Source organism: Paenibacillus alvei DSM 29, assembly GCF_000293805.1.
Classification (GTDB): Bacteria; Bacillota; Bacilli; order Paenibacillales; family Paenibacillaceae; genus Paenibacillus_B; species Paenibacillus_B alvei.
Window position 1 is genome coordinate 134,732 of sequence record NZ_AMBZ01000007.1, and the last position, 24,034, is coordinate 158,765.

At 51.5% G+C, this 24,034-nt stretch carries 2 protein-coding genes (1 of these 2 only partly in view); both read left to right on the forward strand.

The genetic code is table 11. The features are described 5' to 3' along the window. A complete protein-coding gene (locus tag PAV_RS22035) occupies positions 1-12,543 on the forward strand; it encodes a non-ribosomal peptide synthetase (protein ID WP_005549941.1) in 12,543 nt (4,180 codons plus the stop codon). After that, positions 12,544-24,034 carry the 5' portion of a non-ribosomal peptide synthetase gene (locus PAV_RS22040; protein WP_005549942.1) on the forward strand. The gene runs 6,566 nt beyond the window's last position, so only the first 11,491 of its 18,057 coding nucleotides appear in the window; it begins with the start codon at positions 12,544-12,546; its stop codon lies beyond the right edge, outside the window. It abuts the gene before it with no gap.

Below are 24,034 nucleotides of genomic sequence, written 5' to 3' on the forward strand. Positions count from 1 at the left end.
ATGACTGCAAACATTAAAGATATATACGCGCTTTCCCCTACCCAGCGGGGGATGCTCTTTCATACGCTTTATTCCCCTGATTCTGGGGTCTACGTTGTGTCCTATAGTTGTACGTTTCAAGGTGCAATTGACGTCGCTTTATTCGAGAAGGCGTGGAACAAAGTCATCGAACGCCATGACATTTTACGTACCGGTTTCGTATGGGAAGATATCGAGAAGCCTGTGCAGGTCGTCTATGATCAGCTTCACGTTTCACTGGAGCAATACGATTGGCGCGGAATGATAGAAGATCAGCAGCAGGAGCGGTTTGATGCCTATTTACGCGATAACCGCAGCAAAGGGTTTCAATTATCTGAAGTACCACTGATGCGATTGTCGCTTATCCAATATCAAGAGGATTGTTACCAGTTCGTATGGATGTTCCATCATATTTTGTTGGACGGCTGGAGTATTTCCATCGTTATGGGGGAAGTGTTCGCCTTCTATGGCGCATTTATTCAAGGACAAAACTTGCGATTGCCCGGCATCCGTCCATATCGGGACTACATTGCATGGAATCAGAAGCAGGATGTGCAGCAAGCGGAGCAGTTCTGGCGAAATCTGCTGCAGGGGGTCGGCGCACCGACCTCCCTGCCTCCAAGCCGTATAAAGGGGAACAGCGGATACGAAGAAATTGGTACTGCGTTATCTGTAAACGTAACAAATGAACTGCGCAATTTGGCGCGTCAGCATCAATTGACACTCAACACTTTCGTACAGGGGGCATGGGGGGTGCTGCTATCTCGATATACGAGGGAGCAAAATGTAATTTTCGGAGCTACTGTCTCCGGTCGTCCCGCGAATCTTCCAGGTGTTGAATCAATGGTCGGTCTGTTCATTAATACGCTGCCTGTGCGAGTGAACGCTGATCCGCAGATGGATGCCATATCGTATTTAAAACAATTGCAGGAGCTTCAAGCGAGCATTCGAGATTATGAATACTGCCCGCTGTCCGATGTACAGGCGTGGAGTGAGGTAGCACGCGGCCAAGCGCTCTTTGAAAGTATTATTGTGTTCGAGAACTATCCCATTCAGCAAACGAAGGAAGAAGAACGCGGCCTGCTGAATATGATTACAAGGGTTCATTCGGAAGAGCAGACAAACTATCCGCTCACGATAAGTGTAGTTCCTGGCGATTTTCTGGAACTATCCATTTCATATGATCGCAGCATATTCGACAAAGACATGATTCAGCAGATGATAGCGAATTTACATACGGTTCTTGAGGCGATGGCTGCTTCATCGACACAGGCGTTGGCATCCATTCCTATCCTTACGCCTGAGGATCGTGAACAAGTGCTTGCGATCTCTGCTGGCGAAGTTATTGATTATGACGCAAGTGGCTGCGTACACGAGCTTATACGTGAGCAAGCAGAACGCACTCCTGATGCATTGGCTGTCGTATGTGGGGCTGTATCGATGACTTATCGGGACTTGAATGGCCAAGCGAACCGAGTCGCAGCTTATTTGCGCCAGCTAGGGGCAGGTCCGGGCAAGCTGGTTGGTCTGTTCTGCGATCGCTCAGTGGAGCTGGCGATAGCGCTGCTGGGTGTCTTGAAGGCGGGTGCTGCATATGTGCCGATAGATCCGGCGTATCCACAGGAGCGCATTGCATACATGATCGACGATGCACAGATGTCATTCCTGCTGACGAAGACGGATCTTGCATCGCAATTGCCAGTGAATAGTGCAACAGTGATTTGTCTTGATGCAGAGCGTGATGCAATCTCTGCCCAATCTGGCGAAGAATTGGAAGCCGATGTAACTGGAGATCATCCTGCCTATGTCATTTATACATCAGGTTCCACGGGGGTGCCGAAAGGCGTTGTCGTTCCGCATCGAGCGATGCTTAATCACAATCTAAGTGCAGCAGCGCATTTTGAATTGACAGCAGCGGATCGCGCATTGCAATTTGCAACGATTAGCTTCGATGCGGCTGTCGAAGAATTTTTCCCGACATGGATTCACGGGGCAGCTCTCGTCATGATGCCGGAAAGGTTAATGAGTCCGGCCGAATGCTGTCAACTGGTGGAGCAGCATCAGATAACGGTGCTTAACTTTCCTACAGCATACTGGCATGAATGGGTAAGCGAGATGGCAGAAGGGACGATCTCGCTGCCATCAACGGTACGCGCCGTTATTGTCGGTGGTGAACGTCCATCACCGGAACGGCTTGCTGATTGGCAGCGTATCGTTGGCAATCAAGTGGCATGGTATAACACCTATGGACCGACCGAAGCAACTGTGAGCTGCACAGTATATCGTGCTACTGATGCAAGTTCAGATGACGAGCTTGTTTACGAAGAGATTCCGATTGGCAGACCTATCGCTAATACCCGTATTTACATCTTAGATGAGAACAAGGATCTGGTACCGATTGGGGTGCCCGGTGAGATGTATATTGGCGGGGCAGGATTGGCCCAAGGATATCTTCATCGGCCAGAACTGACAGCGGAGCGATTCCTTCCGAGTCCATTTGAAGACGGAGAACGATTGTATCGCACCGGGGATATCGGTCGTTATCTGCATGATGGTCAACTTGAATTCTGGGGACGGGTTGATTATCAGGTGAAGATCCGCGGCTTCCGCATTGAGCTGGAGGAGATCGAGGTTGTACTGCTGCGCCATCCGAAGGTGCGCCATGCGATTACGATTGCGCATGCAGATCAGCGTGGTGACAATCGACTGGTTGCTTATGTGGTGCTGCGGGAAGAGGAGCACTTGGAAAATGGCGAACTGCGTCATTATGTGATGGAGCGGCTGCCTGTATATATGGTTCCTGCTGCCATAGTCATATTGCCTGAGCTTCCGCTTACTCCGAGCGGAAAGGTTGATCGCAAAGCGCTGCCAGCGCCTGATTTCTCTCAATTAACTAGAGAACAGGAGTATGTAGCGCCGCGTAATGGCGTTGAGGAAACTCTTTGCCGTATCTGGTCTGAAGTGCTGGGGGTTAATCGTGTCGGCATTTACGATAATTTCTTTGAGCTTGGCGGGGATTCGATTCTGTCTATCCAAGTGGTCTCGAAGGCAGCTCAGGCTGGATTATCGTTGTCACCGCGGCATATCTTCGAGCATCGCACCATCTCGGAACTGTCTGCTGTGGCGAAGTCAGCTGGGATATCCGCAAACGAGCAAGGCATGGTAACAGGGCCGGTTCCGCTAACTCCGAATCAACAGTGGTTTTTCGAGCAAGACATTACGAATCGCCATCATTGGAATCAAGCGATGTTCCTTACAGTCGAACAGCCGGTGCATGTCGTTGCGATGGAGCAAGCGGTAGCGCGGCTTATCGAGCATCATGACGCCTTGCGTATGCACTATACGCTGACAGAGGATTCAACTTGGGTGCAGCACATGGGTGATCTGCTTGAGAAAACACCGTTTGAGCGGGTGGATCTGTCACATGTACCGTCAGACGAGCAGCAAGCAGTGCTGGAGTACAAGGCTGAGGAATATCAACAAAGTCTAAGTTTGAATGGGCCGCTGATCAGAGTTGTGTTGTTCGATCTTGGCCGCCAAGAACGAGCTCATTTTCTCATTACGATTCATCATCTGGTCGTTGATGGTATGTCTTGGCGTATCCTGCTGGAAGATTTGCAAACCGTCTATGAAGCGTTCGTAAAAGGAGAACAGGCGGTGCTCCCACCGAAGACAACCTCGTTCAAGCATTGGTCTGAGCAGCTTGTCAGCTATGCACAATCGGACGCACTTATGCATGAAGTGAACAATTGGGTAGAAGCTTCGCCTTCACAAATAGCAGCTCTGCCGACCGATTATGAGCTAGATTCGCGAACAGACAAGATGGTAAATACAGAAGCTTCAACCGCAACTATGGCAGTTGAACTCAGTGAGGCGGAGACACAGTCTCTGTTAAGAGAAGTTCCAAACGCATATCGTACACAGCTTAGAGATGTACTTGTAACGGCACTTGCTCACACGATAGCGGAGTGGACCCAATCCGAGTCAGTTGCTATCGATATGGTAGGGCACGGCCGAGAAGAATTAATGGATGGTGTTGACCTATCACGAACGGTTGGCTGGTTTGCGTTTGTATACCCGATCTACCTTGAGATCGATCGTTCTACAGCAGCTAAGCTGGGGGATGCCATTATTCGTACAAAGGAGCGACTTGCTGCGATTCCGAACAACGGTATCGGATACAGCATATTGCGCTGTTTGGGTGATGAGGCGAGTAGAGAGGCGCTGCGTCATTTACCGCAGGCGGCAATCAGCTTCAACTATTTGGAACAGACGAACCAACAACAGAAGCCAGGAGAGGGCGAAGGCAGATTCAGCATCGCCACCGAATCGTCGGGTTCTGTATTGCATACAGCGAATAAAAGAACATATTTGCTCGATATCAACACCATGATCGTCTGCGGCAAGCTGCATATGACGTGGTCGTACAGCAGCGATTTGTATAAGAGCGAGACGATAGAGGAGCTGGCTGGCGAGTATGTTACTGCGCTGCGCGCGCTTATCGCTCACTGCCTGTCAGCCGAAGCGGGCCGTTTTACACCTTCTGACTTCCCGCTGGCGGCTTTGACCCAGGAACAGCTGGATGAGCATCTTGCCAGCTATCGCCAGATCGAAGATATCTATTTGATCTCGCCGATGCAGGAAGGGATGCTGTTCCATGCCATATACTCGCCAGACTCGCAGCTATACTTTGAGCAGTCGAGCTTCGCTCTGCAAGGGAAGCTGAACATAGATGCATTCGAGCAAGCTTGGCAGACAGTGCTCGATCGCCATTCGATATTGCGCAGCGGATTTATGTGGAACGGCGTGGACAAGCCACACCAGTTCGTACTCCGCTCACTTCAAGTGCCGTTTGAACATCAGGATTGGCGAGGAATGGAACAGGAAGAGCAAACAATTCAGTGGGAGAAGCTTCTTGAGCAGGATAAGGAACGGACATTTGATCTTGCAGCACCTCCGCTGATGCGATTTGCGCTCATTCGTACAGAAGAGCAACTGTACAAATTCGTCTGGAGCTTTCACCATATTTTGTTGGATGGTTGGAGCGTGCTTACATTACTTGGCGAAGTGTTGACAAGCTATAATTCGCTCGTTCAAGGGAAGGAGATTCAATTGCTTCCCGTTACTTCAGCCTATCGGGATTATATTGCATGGCTGCAAAGGCAAGATATGCAAGCAGCGGAGGCTTATTGGCGTACGCAGCTAAGCGGCTTCGCTGCTCCAACAGCCCTGCCGATCCAGCGTCGCAAAGGTGAACAGCAAGAGCAAGGCGAGACGAAAGTGACTTACACACTTTCTGCAAAGGCAACAGCACGCTTGCAAGCAATGACAAGGCATTATGACTTGACAATAAGCACCTTAATACAGGGTGCTTGGGGATTATTGCTCAGTCGCTATGCGAACGAAGAAGATGTGCTATTCGGCACGACGGTTGCTGGACGACCGACGGAATTACCGGGCTTCGAATCAATGATTGGCTTATTTATTAACTCGTTGCCGGTGCGTGTAACGGTCGATGAAGAGCAACCCGTTCAACAGTGGTTGAAGCAGCTTAACAAGCAGATGGTCGCTATTCGCCACCAATTCGAGTATAGCCCGCTCGCTCAAGTGCAAGGCTGGAGCGATGTGCCTAACGGAATTTCGTTGTTCGACAGTCTTGTTGTATTCCAGAACTATCCGGTGCAGGATGTGCCGGAGCAGGATCATCCGGATGCGCTGCAGCTGCACAGCTTCCGCACGTCCGAACAGACAAACTATCCGATCACCTTGGTTGCGGAATCTGGCGATGAGCTGCAACTGCAATTGTTGTTCGATCCGAAGCTGTTTACGGCTTCTAGCGTAGAGCGCATGCTGGTACATCTAGGAACACTGCTGCAGGAGATGGCGAATCGGCCAGCACAGAAAATTGGCAATCTGCAGCTTCTCTCTGAAAAGGAGCGCAAGCAGACATTGGTGGAGTGGAACAGCACTCATACCGAGCTCCCGCTTGACAAGACTGTTGCGGAATGGTTCGCAGAGCAGGTGCGGATACAGCCTGGCGCTGTTGCGATTGTATCTGAGAAGCAAGCCGTCACTTACGGCGAGCTAAGCCGCATGGCTGAACGATTAGCGCACAGCTTCATTCAAAATGGTGTTGCAAGTGGCGATATTGTAGCTATCTGCATGGAGCGTTCTATTGAATCGGTAGCAGGTATGCTTGGCATCTGGAAGGTCGGTGGGGCATACCTGCCGCTAGACTCGACTTATCCACAGGAACGCTTGTCATACATGCTCGCCGAATCGCAAGTGAAGGTACTGCTAACGCAAGAGCGGGTATGTGAGCAGCTGCCTCCATTCGCTGGGCGTATCGTAGTGGTAGAACAGGAACTGCAGGCTGAAGTGGGTGACGGTGCTGAAGTGAATGGAGGATCTGAAGCTGCAGAAGAAGCTGTAAATGCTCAAGTCCAGCTTCCTCCAGCGGCTGGCATGGATCAACTGGCATACGTCATATTTACTTCCGGATCGACAGGTCAGCCGAAAGGGGTAGAGATTACCCACCGCGGCTTGATGAATCTGATCGGATGGCATCGCCGGACATATGACGTTCAGGCAGCCGACCGGGCAACAATGCTGGCAGGTGTTGCTTTCGATGCTTCCGTCTGGGAGTTGTGGCCTTATGTAACGGCAGGAGCCAGCATCTATATTGCAAATGAAGAGACGAGACTGAATCCGGTCGCTTTACGCAACTGGCTGCTCGAAAATGAGATTACACTCTCCTTCATTCCGACGCCGCTCGCTGAACCGATGCTGACGCTGGAGTGGCCGGATAGCTGCAAGCTGCGCGCCATCCTGACTGGTGGTGATCGACTTGCTCAATATCCGCCAGATACACTGCCGTTTGCCTTGCATAATCACTACGGCCCATCGGAATCGACTGTTGTTGCCACGGCTTGTCAAGTTCCGACGCAGTCCAGCAAGTCACCTAGCGAGAGTGCTCCATCCATCGGCCGACCGATCGCCAATATACGGGTATATATATTGGATCGCAAGCTGCGTCCGGTTCCGCAAGGAGTGACAGGCGAGATGTATGTTGGCGGTGAGGGCCTTGCCCGCGGTTATATGAACCGTCCCGATCTGACGGCAGTGCGGTTCATCGACAGTCCGTTTGTACAAGGAGAACGGCTATATCGAACAGGAGATCTTGCCAGACATCTGCCAAGCGGTGATATTGAATTTCTCGGACGCAATGATGACCAGGTGAAAATACGCGGCTATCGCATTGAGCTTGGTGAAATTCAAGCGGCCATTGCGGAGCATGCAGCAGTACGAGAGGCTTCCGTCGTCGTACGTGAGGATCGTCCAGGTGATAAGCGATTGGTTGCATACATCGTGCTGCATCAGAAACAGCAGGATGACCAGCATGACGGAGCAGTCCATTCCGTCCGCAGCTACTTGCAGGAACGGCTCCCTGATTACATGGTGCCGCTGGCTTTCGTCACACTTGATGCTCTGCCGCTGACGGCTAACGGCAAGGTAGATCACAAGCAACTGCCTGCACCTGCATGGGAACAGATGTTGAATGCGGGCTCATATGTCGCGCCGCGCAATGAGGTAGAGCGCAGCTTGACAGCTATATGGGAAGAGGTACTCGGTCTTGAGCAGGTTGGCATTCATGACAACTTCTTCGAGCTCGGCGGGGATTCGATATTGAGCATACAGGTGATGTCCCGTGCATCACGCGAAGGCATTAGCTTAACACCAAAGATGATCTTCGGACATCCTACGGTAGCACAGCTCAGCGAAGTTGCCGAATGGTCTGAGCGTACGGTAGCGGAGCAAGGACTGGTTACTGGGCAAGTAGAGTTGACTCCGATACAACAGTGGTTTTTCGAGCAGCCACTTGCTTATAGACATCACTGGAATCAAGCGATGATAATGACTGTACAGCAGCCTGTGCATGTGCAAGCATTGGAGCTAACAATACAAGCGCTTGTGGCCCATCACGATGCATTGCGGATGCGCTTCATGAAGGAAGCTCAGGACTGGAGACAGAATAATCTTGGCTTGGACGAAACGGTCATCCTCGCAACCGAAGATTTGTCGCAGCTCTCGGAATCAGCTCAGTCTGAAGCAATTACATTATTGGCGGAAACTGTGCAGAGCAGCTTGAACATTGAACATGGGCCGCTCATGCGTGCAGTGTTATTCAATCTTGGGGCTAATCAGCCGTCTCGATTGCTGATTGTCACTCACCATCTGGTCATTGATGCGGTGTCGTGGCGCATTATACTGGAAGATCTCGAAGAGGCGTACACACAGGCGTGCCAAGGTATTACGCCACAGCTGCAGCCGAAGACAACTTCCTTCCAGCAATGGAGCGCGCAGCTGCAGCAATACGCGCAATTGGAACAGACACGCAAGGAGGCCTCGTATTGGCTTGCATTGACGGAGCGGGAGTTCGCTTCACTGCCTGTCGATGTACGTCTGACGGAGGACGACGACCGAAGATCGCTGAACACAGCAGCATCGTCCCGTACTGAAGCGGCTGCACTAACGAAAGAGGAAACCCAGGCACTGCTGCAGCAGGTGCCGGCAGTATATCGCACACAGATTAATGATGTCCTGCTTACTGCTCTGATGCTGGCAATGCGCCAATTCACAGGTCAATCTTCGATGTTGATCCATATGGAAGGCCACGGCAGAGAGGAGATTGCGGATGGTGTGGACGTATCCCGTACCGTTGGCTGGTTTACATCCATATATCCAGTGTACTTGGAGCTCGCTCCGGATACAGCTCTGGGTGAAGCACTCTGCTCCATAAAGGAACAGCTTCGTCAAGTCCCAGAGCGCGGATTAGGGTATGGTGTACTTCGTTATCTGTCGGACGATCAACAACTGAAAGCCAAGCTGCAATCGCTGCCTACGCCTGAGATCAGCTTTAACTATTTGGGACAGTTCCATCAGCTGCAGAAGGAGGCAGCAAGCATATTCGGTGCAGCTTCGGAGGATTATGGAGTCGTTCAGAATCCGTCCGATCCGCTCGCCCATCTGCTGGACGTAGCGGGAATCATTGTGGAAGGGCAACTGCAATTGACTTTATCTTACAGCAGCAATCTATTCCGTGAAGAAGAGATGCATGCACTGATTGTGCATTTCGCGCAGTCACTGCGTTCTCTAATCGCACACTGCCAATCAGCGGAAGCAGGTAAATTTACGCCTTCTGACTTCCCGCTTGCCCGTCTGTCACAAGTAGAGATTGACCGCCACCTGACGAATACAGAACAGATTGAGGATGCATACGGCCTAGCTCCGGCTCAAGAGGGGATGCTGTTCCATTCGATCTATGCGCCGTCATCCGGCGTCTATATTCAGCAGGTTAGTTTCACGCTGCAAGGCAGTTTGAATCGGCAGGCGTGGCAACAAGCGTGGAAGATGCTGTGCGATCAGCACCCGATACTGCGGACAGCCTTCCTGTGGGAAGGAATATCTGAACCGCATCAAGTCGTTTATCCGCGCGTCACGATACCGTTCACTGACCTTGATTGGAGTGGGTACGGGGCAGAGGAGCAATCCGCTCTGGTTGCTGAATTTTTACGAGAAGATAGGGTGAAAGGGTTCGTTCTGGATAATGCGCCGCTTATGCGCATGGCTATGATCCGATTGTCTGACGATTGCTGCCAATTCATCTGGACGTTCCATCACCTGCTGCTTGACGGCTGGAGCACACCGATCATACTCGGTGAGCTGGCTACCATCTATCATGCGCTCTGCAGCAAGCAGCCGCTTGAATTGATTGCCGGAAGACCGTATCGCGACTATATCGCTTGGTTATACAAGCAAGATGAACATGAAGCGGAGCAGTTCTGGACGGACAAGTTAAGAGGATTCACTGCGCCGATACGGCTGCCTGTAGAGCGATCACAGACAGCGGAAGCTGCTGGCAATAAGGATGTCGAGCACCTGCTGTCTAAGGAAGTGACTCAACGTTTGCAGCAGTTGGCGCGTCAGCATAATGTTACGTTGAACACAGTCGTGCAAGGCGCATGGGCCATTTTGCTATATCGATATACAGGTGAGACGGATGTTGTGTTCGGTTCTACGGTTGCAGGAAGACCAGCGGATCTTCAAGGCTCAGAGCATATGGTGGGATTATTCATCAACACGCTGCCTGTGCGCGTGCAAGTCAACCCTGATGAAGCAGCTCAGAATTGGCTGAGAAGATTGCAAGATCAACTGGTCGAGCAGCGCGAATATGAATTCTGTCCGTTAGTAAAAATTCAGAGCTGGAGTGAAGTACCGCGCGGAATCAGCTTATTCGATTCGATTGTCGTGTTCGAGAATTACCCGATTGGGCCGCCAGCTGAGCAAGCAGGTGAAGGAGTAGTCATTACGTCATCTGAGACAATCGACCAGACGAATTACCCATTGATGGTGGCCGCAGTCCCAGGGGAAGAGCTGTCCTTGCGTATTGCTTATGATACGGCCCGTTATGGGGACGGCGCTATCAGTCGTATGATGGGGCATCTGACTGCACTGCTAACCGGTTTAGCAGCGGATTGGAGCCTAACTGTAGCTACTCTGCCGATACTGACTGAAGCTGAGCGCAATGAACTGCTGCCTGCAGAACCGATCTCGATGCCAACAGCGGACGTTCGCTGCATTCACGAATGGTTCGAGCAGCAGGCCGCAGCACGACCAGATAACATTGCTGTTGTTTATGAGAAACATGCACTGACCTACACTGAACTTAATGAGCAAGCGAACCGTCTCGCTCGTTATTTACAGAAGCAAGGAGCAGGCCCTGAAACGATGGTCGGCTTATGCATGGAGCGATCGCACAACCTAATAGTTTCCATTCTTGGCATTCTCAAGGCGGGAGCCGCTTATGTGCCGCTTGATCCGGTGTATCCGGCAGAACGTCTCAGCTTTATGCTGGAAGATTCGGAGACACCGCTGGTGCTGACACAAGCACAGCACCAGGATTCATTGCCAACAGTTGGGGTACGGATGATCTGTCTGGATGCGATACAGGACGAGCTTGCGCTGGAGAGTGGTGACAACTTGGGCACAACGGCTGCTCCAGACAATCTTGCTTATGTTATTTACACCTCAGGCTCAACCGGCAAGCCAAAAGGGGTTGCCGTATGCCATGAGCATGTCGTGCGCTTGTTTACTTCAACAGAGGCTTGGTACGGTTTCCATGAACAGGATGTATGGACGTTGTTCCACTCATATGCCTTCGATTTCTCAGTTTGGGAAATGTGGGGAGCACTGCTGTACGGTGGGAAATTAGTTGTTGTTTCCTATTATACGAGCCGTGCAACGGATGAGTTTTATCAATTGCTTGCAGCGGAACAGGTTACGGTGCTGAATCAGACGCCATCCGCTTTCCAACAGTTGATTCGTGCAGAGGAGCGAATGGGAATTGCGGACCTAGCGCTTCGTTATGTCATATTTGGCGGTGAGGCATTGGATCTGCCTGCACTTAGCCCTTGGTTCGAGCGCCATGGAGAGGACTATCCGACGTTAGTCAACATGTATGGCATTACCGAGACGACGGTCCATGTCACCTATCGACCGATTACGATGAAGGATGTGCACGAAGCAAGTGGAAGCCTGATCGGCAAGCCGATTCCCGATTTGCACATTTATGTGCTGGACAGTGCACTGCAGCCTGTGCCTGTTGGTGTGACAGGGGAGATGTATATTGCTGGAGCTGGTGTGACACGAGGTTATCTGAACCGAGCCGAATTAACCGCAGAAAGATTCATTCCGAATCCGTTCAGCCAACAACCGGAGGCACGCATGTACAAGAGTGGGGACTTGGCTTGCTGGAAGGCAAATGGAGAGCTTGAATATGTAGGGCGCGCCGATGAGCAGGTTAAAATTCGCGGTTTCCGTATTGAACTGGGTGAGATTGAGTCCGTGTTGGCTCAATATCCCTCCGTACGTGAAGTAACGGTAATGGCACGTCAAGACGGAGAGGAAGACAAGCGGTTAGTCGCCTATCTGACTACCGAGGATGCAGACATCACAGTAGCCGGTCTTAGAGCCCATCTCGCTAACAGACTGCCCGACTATATGATTCCAGCGGCATTTGTGATCATGGATGCATTCCCGCTCACCAGCAACGGCAAAGTAGACCGCAAAGCACTTCCGGCTCCCGAGATTTCTCACCTTGATTTGAAGCGAAGCTATATAGCACCGCGCAATCCGACGGAGGAGAAATTATCGGCAATCTGGGCAGAAGTAATGGGCATCGAGCGGGTCGGAATTGAAGACAATTTCTTTGAATTGGGCGGTCATTCCTTGCTTGCCACTCGTTTGATTTCGCGAATACGCGATGCCTTTCAGGTCGAGGTTCCACTGGCAGCATTATTCGAATCGCCTACAGTAGCATCACTTGTTGCGACAATTCAGCAAGCACAGGAAGAACAAGCCGGCACTGCTATGCTAGATGAGCTTCTCAAGGAGTTGGATGGAATTTCCGAAGAGGAGCTGCTTCAAATGTTGGCAGAGCAAGCGGCGGACAAGGAGAATGAATAGATGAGCGATATGAACACACGGTTGGCCTCATTAACTCCCGAACAACGTCAGATGCTTGTCAAAAAATTAGCAGAGAGGAAGGCGGCCATAAGGCCGTCTCCTACTCCGCAGCCGATTGATCCGCATGGTTCTGCGCTCTCTTATGCACAGCAACGCCTCTGGCTGCTGGATCAACTTGAGCCTAACATGAGCCATTATAACATTCCGTTCTCGCTTCGCTTTAGAAGCAAGCTTGACATATCCGCTCTGCAGCGCAGCTTGACGGAGATTGTACGCAGGCATCAGGCATTGCGAACTCGCTTCATGGAGAGAGCGGACGGTGCTGTGCAAGTAGTTGAACCTATCGAAGCAGATTGGCAATTCCCGCTGATGCAGGTGAATCTGTCTGATCAGGCAGAAGTGGGCTTGGACCAGGAAGAAGAAGCGCAGCGCCTCGTCAACGAAGAGGCGGCAAAACCGTTTAACCTGGCAACAGGGCCGCTGCTGCGCGGCTTGCTTATTACAGTTGGGGATAACAATCATATCCTGCTTGTCACCTTCCATCATATTGTGTTCGATGGCTGGTCGCTGACGGTGTTTCAGCAGGAACTGCTGTTATTGTATGAAGCTCATGCGGCAGGGCAATCCTCTCCACTGCCTGACCTGCCGATTCAATATGTTGATTATGCGATCTGGCAGCGCCAATGGTTGACAGAGACCGAATTGCAGCACCAACTGGACTATTGGACAGATAAGCTGGGGGACGCCGACCATGTGTTGGAGCTGCCAACAGATCGTCCGCGTCCAGCGGTTCAGACGTTCCGCGGGGATATTCGTTCACTACATATTGGTGAGCATATCGTTAAGCCGCTGCGGGAATTAAGCCGCAAGGAAGGGGCTTCGCTGTTCATGACGATGCTGGCAGCATTCCAGATCTTCCTTTATCGGTATACGGGCAAGCATGATCTATCTGTCGGCACACCGATTGCGAATCGGGGCATGTCGGAAGTAGAAGGATTAATTGGCTTCTTTGTCAACACGCTCGTTATGCGTGGCGATTTATCTGGAAGCCCGACGTACCGCCAGATGCTTAAACAGGTGAGAAGGACAGCTTTGGAGGCGTATTCCAATCAGGATTTGTCGTTTGAACGATTGGTCAATGCGCTGCAGCCGGAGCGCTCTGTCAGTCATGCACCGCTGTTCCAAGTGATGTTCACGATGGATGAGGCACAGGTCTCAGACCGCTCCAGTGTAGGGACTGGTGGGCTTGTCGTCGAACCATATACATTTGATAGCCGGAGCGCCAAGTTTGATATTACGCTGATGATTTTTGATACAGGGGACAACGGTGTAGTAGCACAGATGGAGTATAATACTGATCTTTTCCATGAGAGTACCGTGCTGCGCATGCTGCGTCATCTGAACAATCTGTTCGCAGGGATTGCGGCCAATCCGGACAGCCCAATCGGGACATTGCCGCTGCTGGATGATGCAGAAGTTCATGAACTGCTCGTTGCACGCAATCAGACTAGCGCGGTGGGCGATGCAAGCTTGATAAGTCTGCACGAACGAATAGCCGCTCATGCTGAACTGACACCTAATGCGATCGCTGTCGTAGACGGACAGATTACATTGACTTATCGTGAATTAAATCGTCGTGCGAACCAGCTTGCCCATCATGTGCGCAAGCTCGGCATAGGTACGGAGACAATTGCTGGAGTGTTGGCCCATCGGTCGGCGGCACAAGTTATTGCTATAGTAGCCATTATGAAAGCAGGCGGTGCTTATTTGCCTATTGACCCGAACTATCCTCGGGAGCGGATCGCCTACATGATGGAAGACGCTCGAATTCCAGTGTTGATAGCAGAGAAATCATTACAAACTCATCTTCCGCAACATTCAGATGCAACAATTGTATGGATCGATGATATAGCCGCGTATGCCGAAGAGGAAGGCGAAGTTCCGCCTGATTTATGCACCTCTCCAAGCCAACTGGCCTATGTTATTTATACGTCCGGTTCGACAGGGAAACCGAAAGGCGTTCAGATCGAGCATGCTGGTCTAATGAATTTGGTGCAATGGCATATACGCGAATATGCGATGACCGCGGCGGATCGGGCGACATTGTTCGCAGGGCCTGCATTCGATGCTTCTGTATGGGAGCTATGGCCAACATTAGCAGCGGGAGCTTCCATCTACATTCCGCACGAGGAGCTGCGAACCGATCCAATTGGACTGCGTGACTGGATGCTGCAAAGCGGAATTACGCTCAGCTTTTTACCGACTCCGATGGCCGAAGCGGTTATTTCGTTAGATTGGCCTGCATCGTGCGCACTGCGGTATTTGTTGACTGGTGGAGACCGACTGCGCTTATTTCCGGCAGACAACCTGCCATTTCAGCTTGTGAACCATTATGGACCTACAGAGTCGACAGTCGTTGCCATTGCAGGTCACGTTCCGACTGTATCTGCGAACGGGGGTCAGCTTCATCTTCCTTCCATTGGCTATCCAATAGCCAATACAGAAATTTATTTGCTGGATGAGCATATGCAGATTGTTCCTGATGGCGTTGCAGGTGAAATCTACGTTGGTGGCAGCGGATTGGCACGCGGATATTTGCACCAGCCGAAGCTTACCGCCGAGAAGTTCGTTCCAAGTCCGTTCCAGCCTGAACGCTTGCTCTACCGCACGGGCGACTTGGCACGGTATAACGCAGCTGGTGCGATTGAATTTATCGGGCGTGCAGATGATCAAGTGAAAGTTCGCGGCTACCGAATCGAGCTGGGTGAAGTGGAAAAAGCGATAACGGAGCATGCTGCAGTTAAAGAGGCGGTCGCGCTTGTGAAAGAGGTACGTTCAGGCGATCGGAGACTGGTTGCGTATGTAGTGTCGGAAGAACACGATGCACACAGTGCATTCACAGCAGAGCTTCGTACTTACTTGCGTACGAAATTGCCTGAATATATGGTTCCAGCCGCCTTCGTCATGTTGGAGCAACTGCCAATTACCCCGAATGGCAAGGTGGATCGCAAGGCGCTTCCTGAACCAGAGTTTACAGTGGAGACGCAAGCTTATGTGGCGCCGCGCACAGCCAAAGAAGCGCAGCTTGCTGCCATATGGGCAGATGTGCTTGGCGTAGAGCAGGTAGGCATCCACGACAATTTCTTCGAATTGGGCGGAGACTCGATCTTGAGCATCCAGATTGTCAGCCGTGCTCGGCAGAGTGGATTGCAGCTTACACCTAAAATGCTGTTCCAGCATCAGACAATTGCCGATTTGGCTGCAGAAATTCGTGAAGGGGCAGTCGTGGAGGCCGAGCAGGGCATCGTAACCGGAGAAGTACCGCTTACGCCAATTCAGCGCTGGTTTTTTGCCCAGCCGATGCAAGCGCACCATCATTTCAATCAGTCCATGATGTTTATTGTTCATCCATCCGTCCAGCAACAGATGCTGCGTGAAGTTGTTCGGCAGCTAATCCATCATCATGATGCTTTGCGCCTGCAATATACAGCTGGAGATGCAGGTTGGGAGCAATATAATGCGGGCGTTACCGAAGAAGTTCCATTTACTTGCGTAGATGTAAGTGGATTGCGTGCAGAAGAGCAGACAGCTATGATCGAGCGCATCGCAGCGGAAGCACAGCAAAGTCTCGATCTAAATGCAGGTGTACTGCTGCAGGCTGTCTATTTCAACTTGGGCGCAGACCAAGCAGGCCGCTTGCTCATCGTCATCCATCATCTCGGCGTGGACGGTGTCTCTTGGCGAATTCTGATGGAGGATTTATATCGAATTGGCCAAAATGTAGCAGCAGGTGAGTCGATTAGACTTCCAGCGAAGACTACCGCATTCCGTGACTGGGCGAAAAAGCTGGCCGAATATGCAACCTCAGATAAGGTGCTAATAGAGGCGGACTACTGGCTTGATGAGAAACGCAAACACATCCCATCACTGCCTGTCGACTTCATACATGGCGAGAACATGAATGCGACGACACAGGATATTATGGTGGAGCTTCCGCCTGAAGAGACACAGATGCTGCTGCAGGACGTTCCGCATGCGTACCGGACTCATATTAATGATGTCCTGCTTACTGCGCTGCTGCTTGCCATATCAGATTGGTCAGGGCATGACAAGCTGCTGCTTCATATGGAAGGGCATGGACGCGAAGAGCTGTTCGATGAGGTTGACTTGTCACGGACGGTAGGCTGGTTTACTTCGATGTATCCTGTGCTTCTGGAGCGAAGCAGCAAAAGAGAGCTCGGTGCCGAGCTGAAGTCGGTGAAGGAGCAGTTGCGTCAGGTGCCGAATAATGGGATCGGATACGGTATGCTTCGGTATATGGGCAGCAAGGAGCAGGCACAAATGCTCGAAGCGCTGCCGAAACCGCAGGTCAGCTTCAACTACTTGGGACAATTCGATCAAGTGCTGAGCAGCGGGGAGGACGGTCTATTCGGACAAGCTCCTGAACGTACTGGATCTGAACAGAGTCTGCAAGAGAAAAGGGCCCATCTGCTTGATATTACCGGACTTGTTGCAGGAGGCTCGCTGCGGCTGACGTGGACATATAGTGAGAACCTGTACTTGAGTGAAAGTATAGAACAGCTTGCCGTGCTGTACATGGAACAACTACGCGCTATTATTGCACATTGCCGTTTGCCGGAATCACGCGGAGTTACACCGTCTGATTTTCCGCTTGCACGCTTGACGCAAGAGCAGCTCGATCAGCTGGCCGGCACTGGTCAAGGTGTCGAGGATATCTATACATTATCTCCAATGCAGCAAGGCATGTTGTTCCACGCAGCGTTCACACCGGATTCACACGCATATTTTGAACAAATGAGCTGGATACTGCAGGGAGACTTCCATCCGGCGGCGATGGAGCAGGCATGGAATCGGGTTGTCGAACGGCATTCCATTTTACGTACCGCTTTTTACTGGGAGGAACTGAATGAACCGCATCAAGTTGTGTACAACTATGTAACTGTTCCGGTCGAATATTACGATTGGCGGACATGGACAGAGGCGGAGCGCGAGGCGAAGACAGAAGCATTCTTGCGTGAGGATCGAATAAGAGGCTTCAAGCTGACGGAGGCGCCGTTAATGCGCATTACGATGATTCGTCTCACTGATGAGAGTTCGCTGTTCTTATGGAGCTATCACCATCTGCTGCTCGACGGATGGAGTATGAATGCTTTGATTGCAGAAGTGCTGCAAGTATATGAGGCAGTTGTCCGCTCGGGAGAGCAGCCTGTGGAGCTCGTATTCGAGCCGGTTCGACCGTATCGAGACTACATTGGCTGGCTGCAGCAGCAAGATATGGAGCGGGCGAAGCAGTACTGGCGCGATTCCTTGCACGGCATTCATGCGCCTACGCCTTTGACAGTAGACCGCTTGCTTCCGGCTAATACTGAGTCCCAGGGAGAGTTCAGCAGCATCAAGATCACATTGCCTGCTGCATTGAACGACAATATACAGGCCTTCACTCGGCAGCACCAAGTAACACCCAATACGCTGGTGCAAAGTGCATGGGCACTCTTGCTGAGAAGATACAGTGGCGAGGAGGATGTCGTGTTCGGTGCGACTGTTTCGGGTCGTCCTGCTGATCTGATCGGCGTGGAGTCGATGATGGGCATTTTCATTAATACGCTGCCTGTTCGGATTCATGTGCCAGACGATGAGACGATTCTGACATGGGTGCAAGATGTGCAGGCGAAGCAGGTGGAACAGCGGGAATACGAATATAGCCCATTGTCGATGATTCAGAACTGCAGTGAGCTCGCCCAAGGAGCGCCGCTGTTCGACAGCTTGTTTGTTTTCGAAAATTATCCGGTCAGTGCCGGAAACAGTGAAGGCAGTGATGCAGGCGGGTTAACGGTTAGTTCGATGTATCTGTTCGAGCAGACGAATTATCCGCTTACCTTGCTCGCCGTTCCTGATAATGGATTCGACTTAGTCATTACATATGACCAGCAGCGGTTCGAAGCTGGCGCGATTACAAGAATGTTGAATCATCTAATCGTGCTGCTGCAAGGCATGTGCAGTCATCCAGAGCAGCCTGTCCAAGTGCTGACTATGCTGAGCGAAGAAGAGCACCAGCTTCTGCTTACAGAATGGAACCGGACAGATGCTCCATATCCACTGGAACAATGCATTCATCATCTGTTCGAGCAGCAGGTGGAACGTACGCCTGCCTTGCCTGCACTTCGTTATGAGGAACAGGTGCTGACATATGCCGAATTGAATGCCGAAGCAAATCGGCTTGCCCGATATTTGCAGCGAAAAGGTGTCGGTCCAGAGGTTCCTGTGGCAGTATGTATGGAGCGCTCGATCGATATGGTGGTTGGTCTGCTTGCGATATTGAAGGCTGGCGGCGCATATGTGCCGATGGATCCGGATTATCCACATGATCGGCTTGCGTTCATGTTCGAGGATACGAACGCACCACTGCTGCTTACGCAGCGTCACTTGCTTGAGCGGATCCCTGAATATGCAGGACAAGCCGTATGCATGGATGAGCAGCGGCAGTACATTGCAGCAGAGAGCGATGCACCGCTGAACATCAAGGTATCTCCTGACAACATGTGCTACATCATTTATACATCAGGTTCAACCGGAAGGCCCAAAGGGGTCGTCAATATTCATCGTGCTGTTGTCAACCGGCTCCTCTGGATGCAGGAGGCATATCAGCTTACATCAGAAGATCGTGTTCTGCAAAAAACACCGTTCAGTTTCGATGTATCCGTATGGGAATTTTTCTGGCCGATAATGACGGGAGCTACGCTTGTCGTTGCTGCACCTGGAGGACACCGTGATCCTGCATATCTGCGTGATCTTATTCGTCAGGAACGAATTACGACACTGCACTTCGTTCCATCAATGCTGCAGGCCTTCCTGGAAGAAGAAGGTGTTGAGCATTGCACTACGATTCGTCAGGTTATGTGCAGTGGGGAAGCACTTTCCTATGACTATCAGGAGCGCTTCTTTGCCAAGCTGGACGCACAGCTTCACAATCTGTACGGCCCTACAGAAGCGGCTATCGATGTTACGCACTGGACATGCCGCCGGGATACGGCATTGCGGACCGTTCCGATCGGGATGCCGATTGCGAACATTCAGATCTATTTGCTCGATCAGGAGCTTCGTCCTGTGCCGATCGGGGTGCCTGGGGAGCTGCATATCGGCGGCGTTGGGCTGGCGCGCGGCTATTGGAATCGCGAGGCGCTGACGGAAGAGAAGTTTATTCGCAATCCATTTGATCCTTCGATGCAATCCCGTCTATATAAGACAGGAGATCTGGCACGATATATGCCGGACGGTGTGATCGAATATATGGGGCGTATCGACCATCAGGTTAAAATTCGCGGGTTCCGCATTGAGCTTGGGGAAATTGAAAGTGTGCTTACGGCTCATCCGAATATTAAGGAAGCGGCCGTCGTAACACGGGAAGATACCCCTGGGCATAAACGTCTCGTTGCTTATGTCGTCGCAGAAGAAGCTAAAGAAGTGCAGGCTGCGCAGCTCAGCAGCTACCTGCTGGAAATATTGCCTGATTATATGGTTCCAGCATCGTATACGTTCTTGAAGGCGATGCCGCTGTCGCCTAATGGCAAGCTGGATCGCAAAGCTTTGCCTGCTCCGCAGGATGCGCGCCTCGTATCCGGCAAGCCTTATGCTCCGCCACGCAATGCGATAGAGAGAACGCTGGCTCAAGTATGGGCAGACGTATTGGGTGTGAAGCAGGTAAGCATACATGACAATTATTTCGAATTGGGCGGGGACTCGATTCTCAGTATGCAGATTGTATCGCGTGCACGTCAAGCAGGAGTGCATCTGACACCTAAGCTTGTATTCCACAACCCGACAATTGCACAATTGGCGGCAGTAGCTAAGGAAAAAGTAGTGGTGGCAGAGCAAGTGGAAGTAACGGGAGAAGTTGAATTGACGCCAATTCAGCGTTGGTTCTTCGACAAAGAAATGATCGATCGGCATCACTGGAATCAATCGATGCTGTTGTCCGTGCGTCCTCCGGTAAATCGTCACGCCATAGAGCAGGCGATAGCTCATTTGCTGAAGCAGCATGATGCGCTGCGGCTTCGCTTTATTCCAGTGGGTGACGGTTGGAAGCAGGTGTCTGCTCCTGTTGGCTCTGATATGCCATTAGAGTGGGTAGATCTGTCGAATTGCTCAGAAGATCGCAGACTGACTGCCATCCAAGCAGAGACCGCACGGCTGCAATCCAGTCTCGATCTGACAGCTGGGCCGATTATACGGGCAGCTCTGTTTGATTGCGGTGAACACGATGCTGCTAGACTGTTCATCGTCATTCACCATCTAGCAGTAGATGCAGTGTCATGGCGGATTGTGATGGAAGATCTGGAGACGGCTTATGCGCAGTTACTTCAAAATGAACCCGTTCAGCTCCCGCCCAAAACGACGTCATACCGCCAATTTGCAGCCCGCATGAAGGAGTATGCGCAATCTGAAGCAGTTAAACGCGAGCTGTATTATTGGTCGAGTCATAATGACGGCACAGAGCTGCATATGCCGTTCATGAAGGAGATCGATCATGTTGAAGCTGCACGCAAGCTGAATACAGTTAGCTCGACCCGCACTGTCAATATTTCTCTATCTGCAGAGGAGACGAAGGCATTGCTGCAGGAGGTGCCGCTTGCTTATCGTACTCAGATTAATGATGTACTGCTGACTGCATTGCTCCTTGCCTTCAATAAGTGGTCAGGGCAAATGACACTGCAAATTGATATGGAAGGTCATGGTCGAGAAGATATATTCGAAGAGTTCGACTTGTCACGTACAGTTGGCTGGTTCACCTCGGTCTTCCCGGTTCGACTTGAAGTGTTTGCAGCAGAGAGTGTCGAGTTCACACTCAAGCGTGTTAAAGAGTTCATGCGGAATATTCCACAGCGGGGGCTTGGATACGGTCTGCTGCGCTATGTTAATGAAGATGAAGAAGTTCGCGAGTTAATGGACTCGCATCCAGATTCGCTGATTATGTTCAATTATTTGGGACAGATCGATCAAGGCGTTGCCGCTGATACGCTGTTGGCGAGCGCATATGAGGAAACGGCACTTGACAGCAGTTCGCATGGGCTTAGACGCTATCTGCTGGACATTGCTGGAATGGTTACGAATGGCGAATTTCATCTTGGCTTCATGTACAGTGAACATCTTTTCCGTGCTGAAACGATTGAACAACTGTCGGAGCTGTTCTTGTCTGCTCTTCATACTATTATCGATCATTGCCGTCAACCTCAGGCAGGCGGAATTACGCCGTCTGACTTCCCGTTGGCCAAGCTGCCGCAAGTACAGCTTGATCAATTGTATGCGAAGGATCAACACATCCGTGATCTGTATCCGCTGACTCCGATGCAAGCGGGAATGTTATTCCACTCCCTCGCGGAGCCGCATTCAGGAATGTATTGCGAGCAGAACACTTTCACGCTGCAAGGCAGATTCCAGGCAATGGCGTTCGTGCAGGCGTGGCAACAGGTTATGGAGCGGCACGCAGTGCTTCGTACTCGCATTGAGTGGGAGGGGCTAGATCATCCGGTGCAGATATTGGTCGATGACGTTTCTGTTCCGTTCAATGAGCTGGATTGGAGCATGCTGTCTGCACATGAACAGGAGCGCAAGCTGCAATTATTTTTAGAGGAAGATCGCCGAACTGGCTTTGACTTTACTCGGGCACCAATTATGCGTATGGCCATTATTCACTTAGATGCCAATACAGTCAAATTCGTATGGACGTTCCACCATCTGCTGCTCGACGGATGGAGCAACCCGATTGTCGTTCAGGAGTGCTTCGCTCTGTATGAGTCCATTGTGACAGGCACGGAAATTCAATTGGAGGCGGTTCGCTCCTACAGGGATTATATGTATTGGCTGCATGAACAGGATCAAGTGGCGGCGGAATCGTTCTGGACAACCTATTTGTCCGGTATCGAGGCGCCTATACAATTGCCGCTGGATCGACCAACAGCTGTTGAATCATCTGGCTTTGCAGAGGTTGTTCTGCATGTAGATGAGCCATTGACTGCATCGCTGAACAGCTTGGCGCGCATGCATCAGTTGACGCTCAGTACGATTGTACAAGGTGCATGGGGGCTGCTGCTAAGCCGTTATAGCGGAGAATCCGATGTGCTGTTCGGAGCAACTGTCGCAGGACGGCCTGCTGAGCTGGAGGGCGTTGAGACAATCGTCGGCTTGTTCATCAACACACTGCCTGTAAGAACGAAGATATCGGCTCATATGGACGTCATATCCTGGCTGCGCGACCTGCAAACTTGGCAGACGGACAAGCAGCAGTACGAATATGCGGCACTTAGTCAGATTCAGTCGTGGAGTGATATGCCGCAAGGAACACCGCTGTTCGACAGCATTATCGTATATGAGAACTATCCGATTCAAGTTACGATATCGGAGCCGGGAAGCATGGATAGGTCTGCTATAGATAAAAACGACAGAATAGTTCGTGCAGGGGATGAAGCAGGACATCCAGCAGAGATTGATTTAGCTGATGTAAAAGAAAATCAGAAAGCTGTCACAGCTAACGAGACTGGAGGCGTGCAGCTGCTTGGTGTACAGTCTTTCGAACGAACGAACTATCCGATTACATTGACTGCTGTGCCTGGGGATGCGCTGGAGCTGCAGATTGGTTACGATACGACTCGATATTCTTCCACCGACATGGAGCGGATGCTGCTGCACTTGCGCAATCTTCTGCAGGGCATCGCATCTCTTCCAGATGGGCTGGTTGTAGAAGTGCCGATGCTTGGAGATGCCGAGGGAGACCAGTTGCTGCTGAACTGGAATGAGACGATGGCAGAGTACCCGTCAGGCTGTGTGCATCAGCTCATCGAAGCACAGGCGCTCGCTGCACCAGAGCGGACGGCGCTCGTCGTTGGACAAGACATGCTCACATACGGGGAGCTGAACGAGCGCGCCAACCGACTGGCTCATTATTTGCGGAAGCTGGGCGCAGGACCAGAAGTATTGGTCGGCATCTGTGCGGAGCGTTCTACAGAGCTGGCGGTCGGCATCTTAGGCATCTTGAAGTCCGGCGCTGCCTATGTCCCGATTGATGCCGCATATCCGGCAGAGCGAATTGCGTATATGATCGAAGATGCGTGCATGCCGCTGCTGCTGACACAAGAGCGCCTCATTCGGCAGTTGCCGCAGCATGAGGCGACGATCGTGCGGCTGGATGCCGATTGGGAGGCAATTGCGAAGGAGTCGGCGGATGCAGTTATAAGCGGAGTAGGCGAAGAGAACGCGGCGTACGTGATTTACACATCAGGTTCAACCGGACAGCCGAAAGGCGTCGTCGTTACGCACGCTGCCATGGTGAACCACAATCACAGTGCGGTATCGCTGTACGAGCTGACCGAAGCAGACCGTGTGCTTCAATTCGCGACCATTAGCTTCGATGCTGCAATTGAAGAGCTGTTCCCGACATGGCTGTGCGGCGCAGCATTAGTCATGCCGGAGGAGCGCC

Coding starts and splice junctions, on each gene's coding strand:
- PAV_RS22035 (WP_005549941.1), top strand. CDS start 1: ATGACTGCAAACATTAAAGATATATACGCGCTTTCCCCTACCCAGCGG.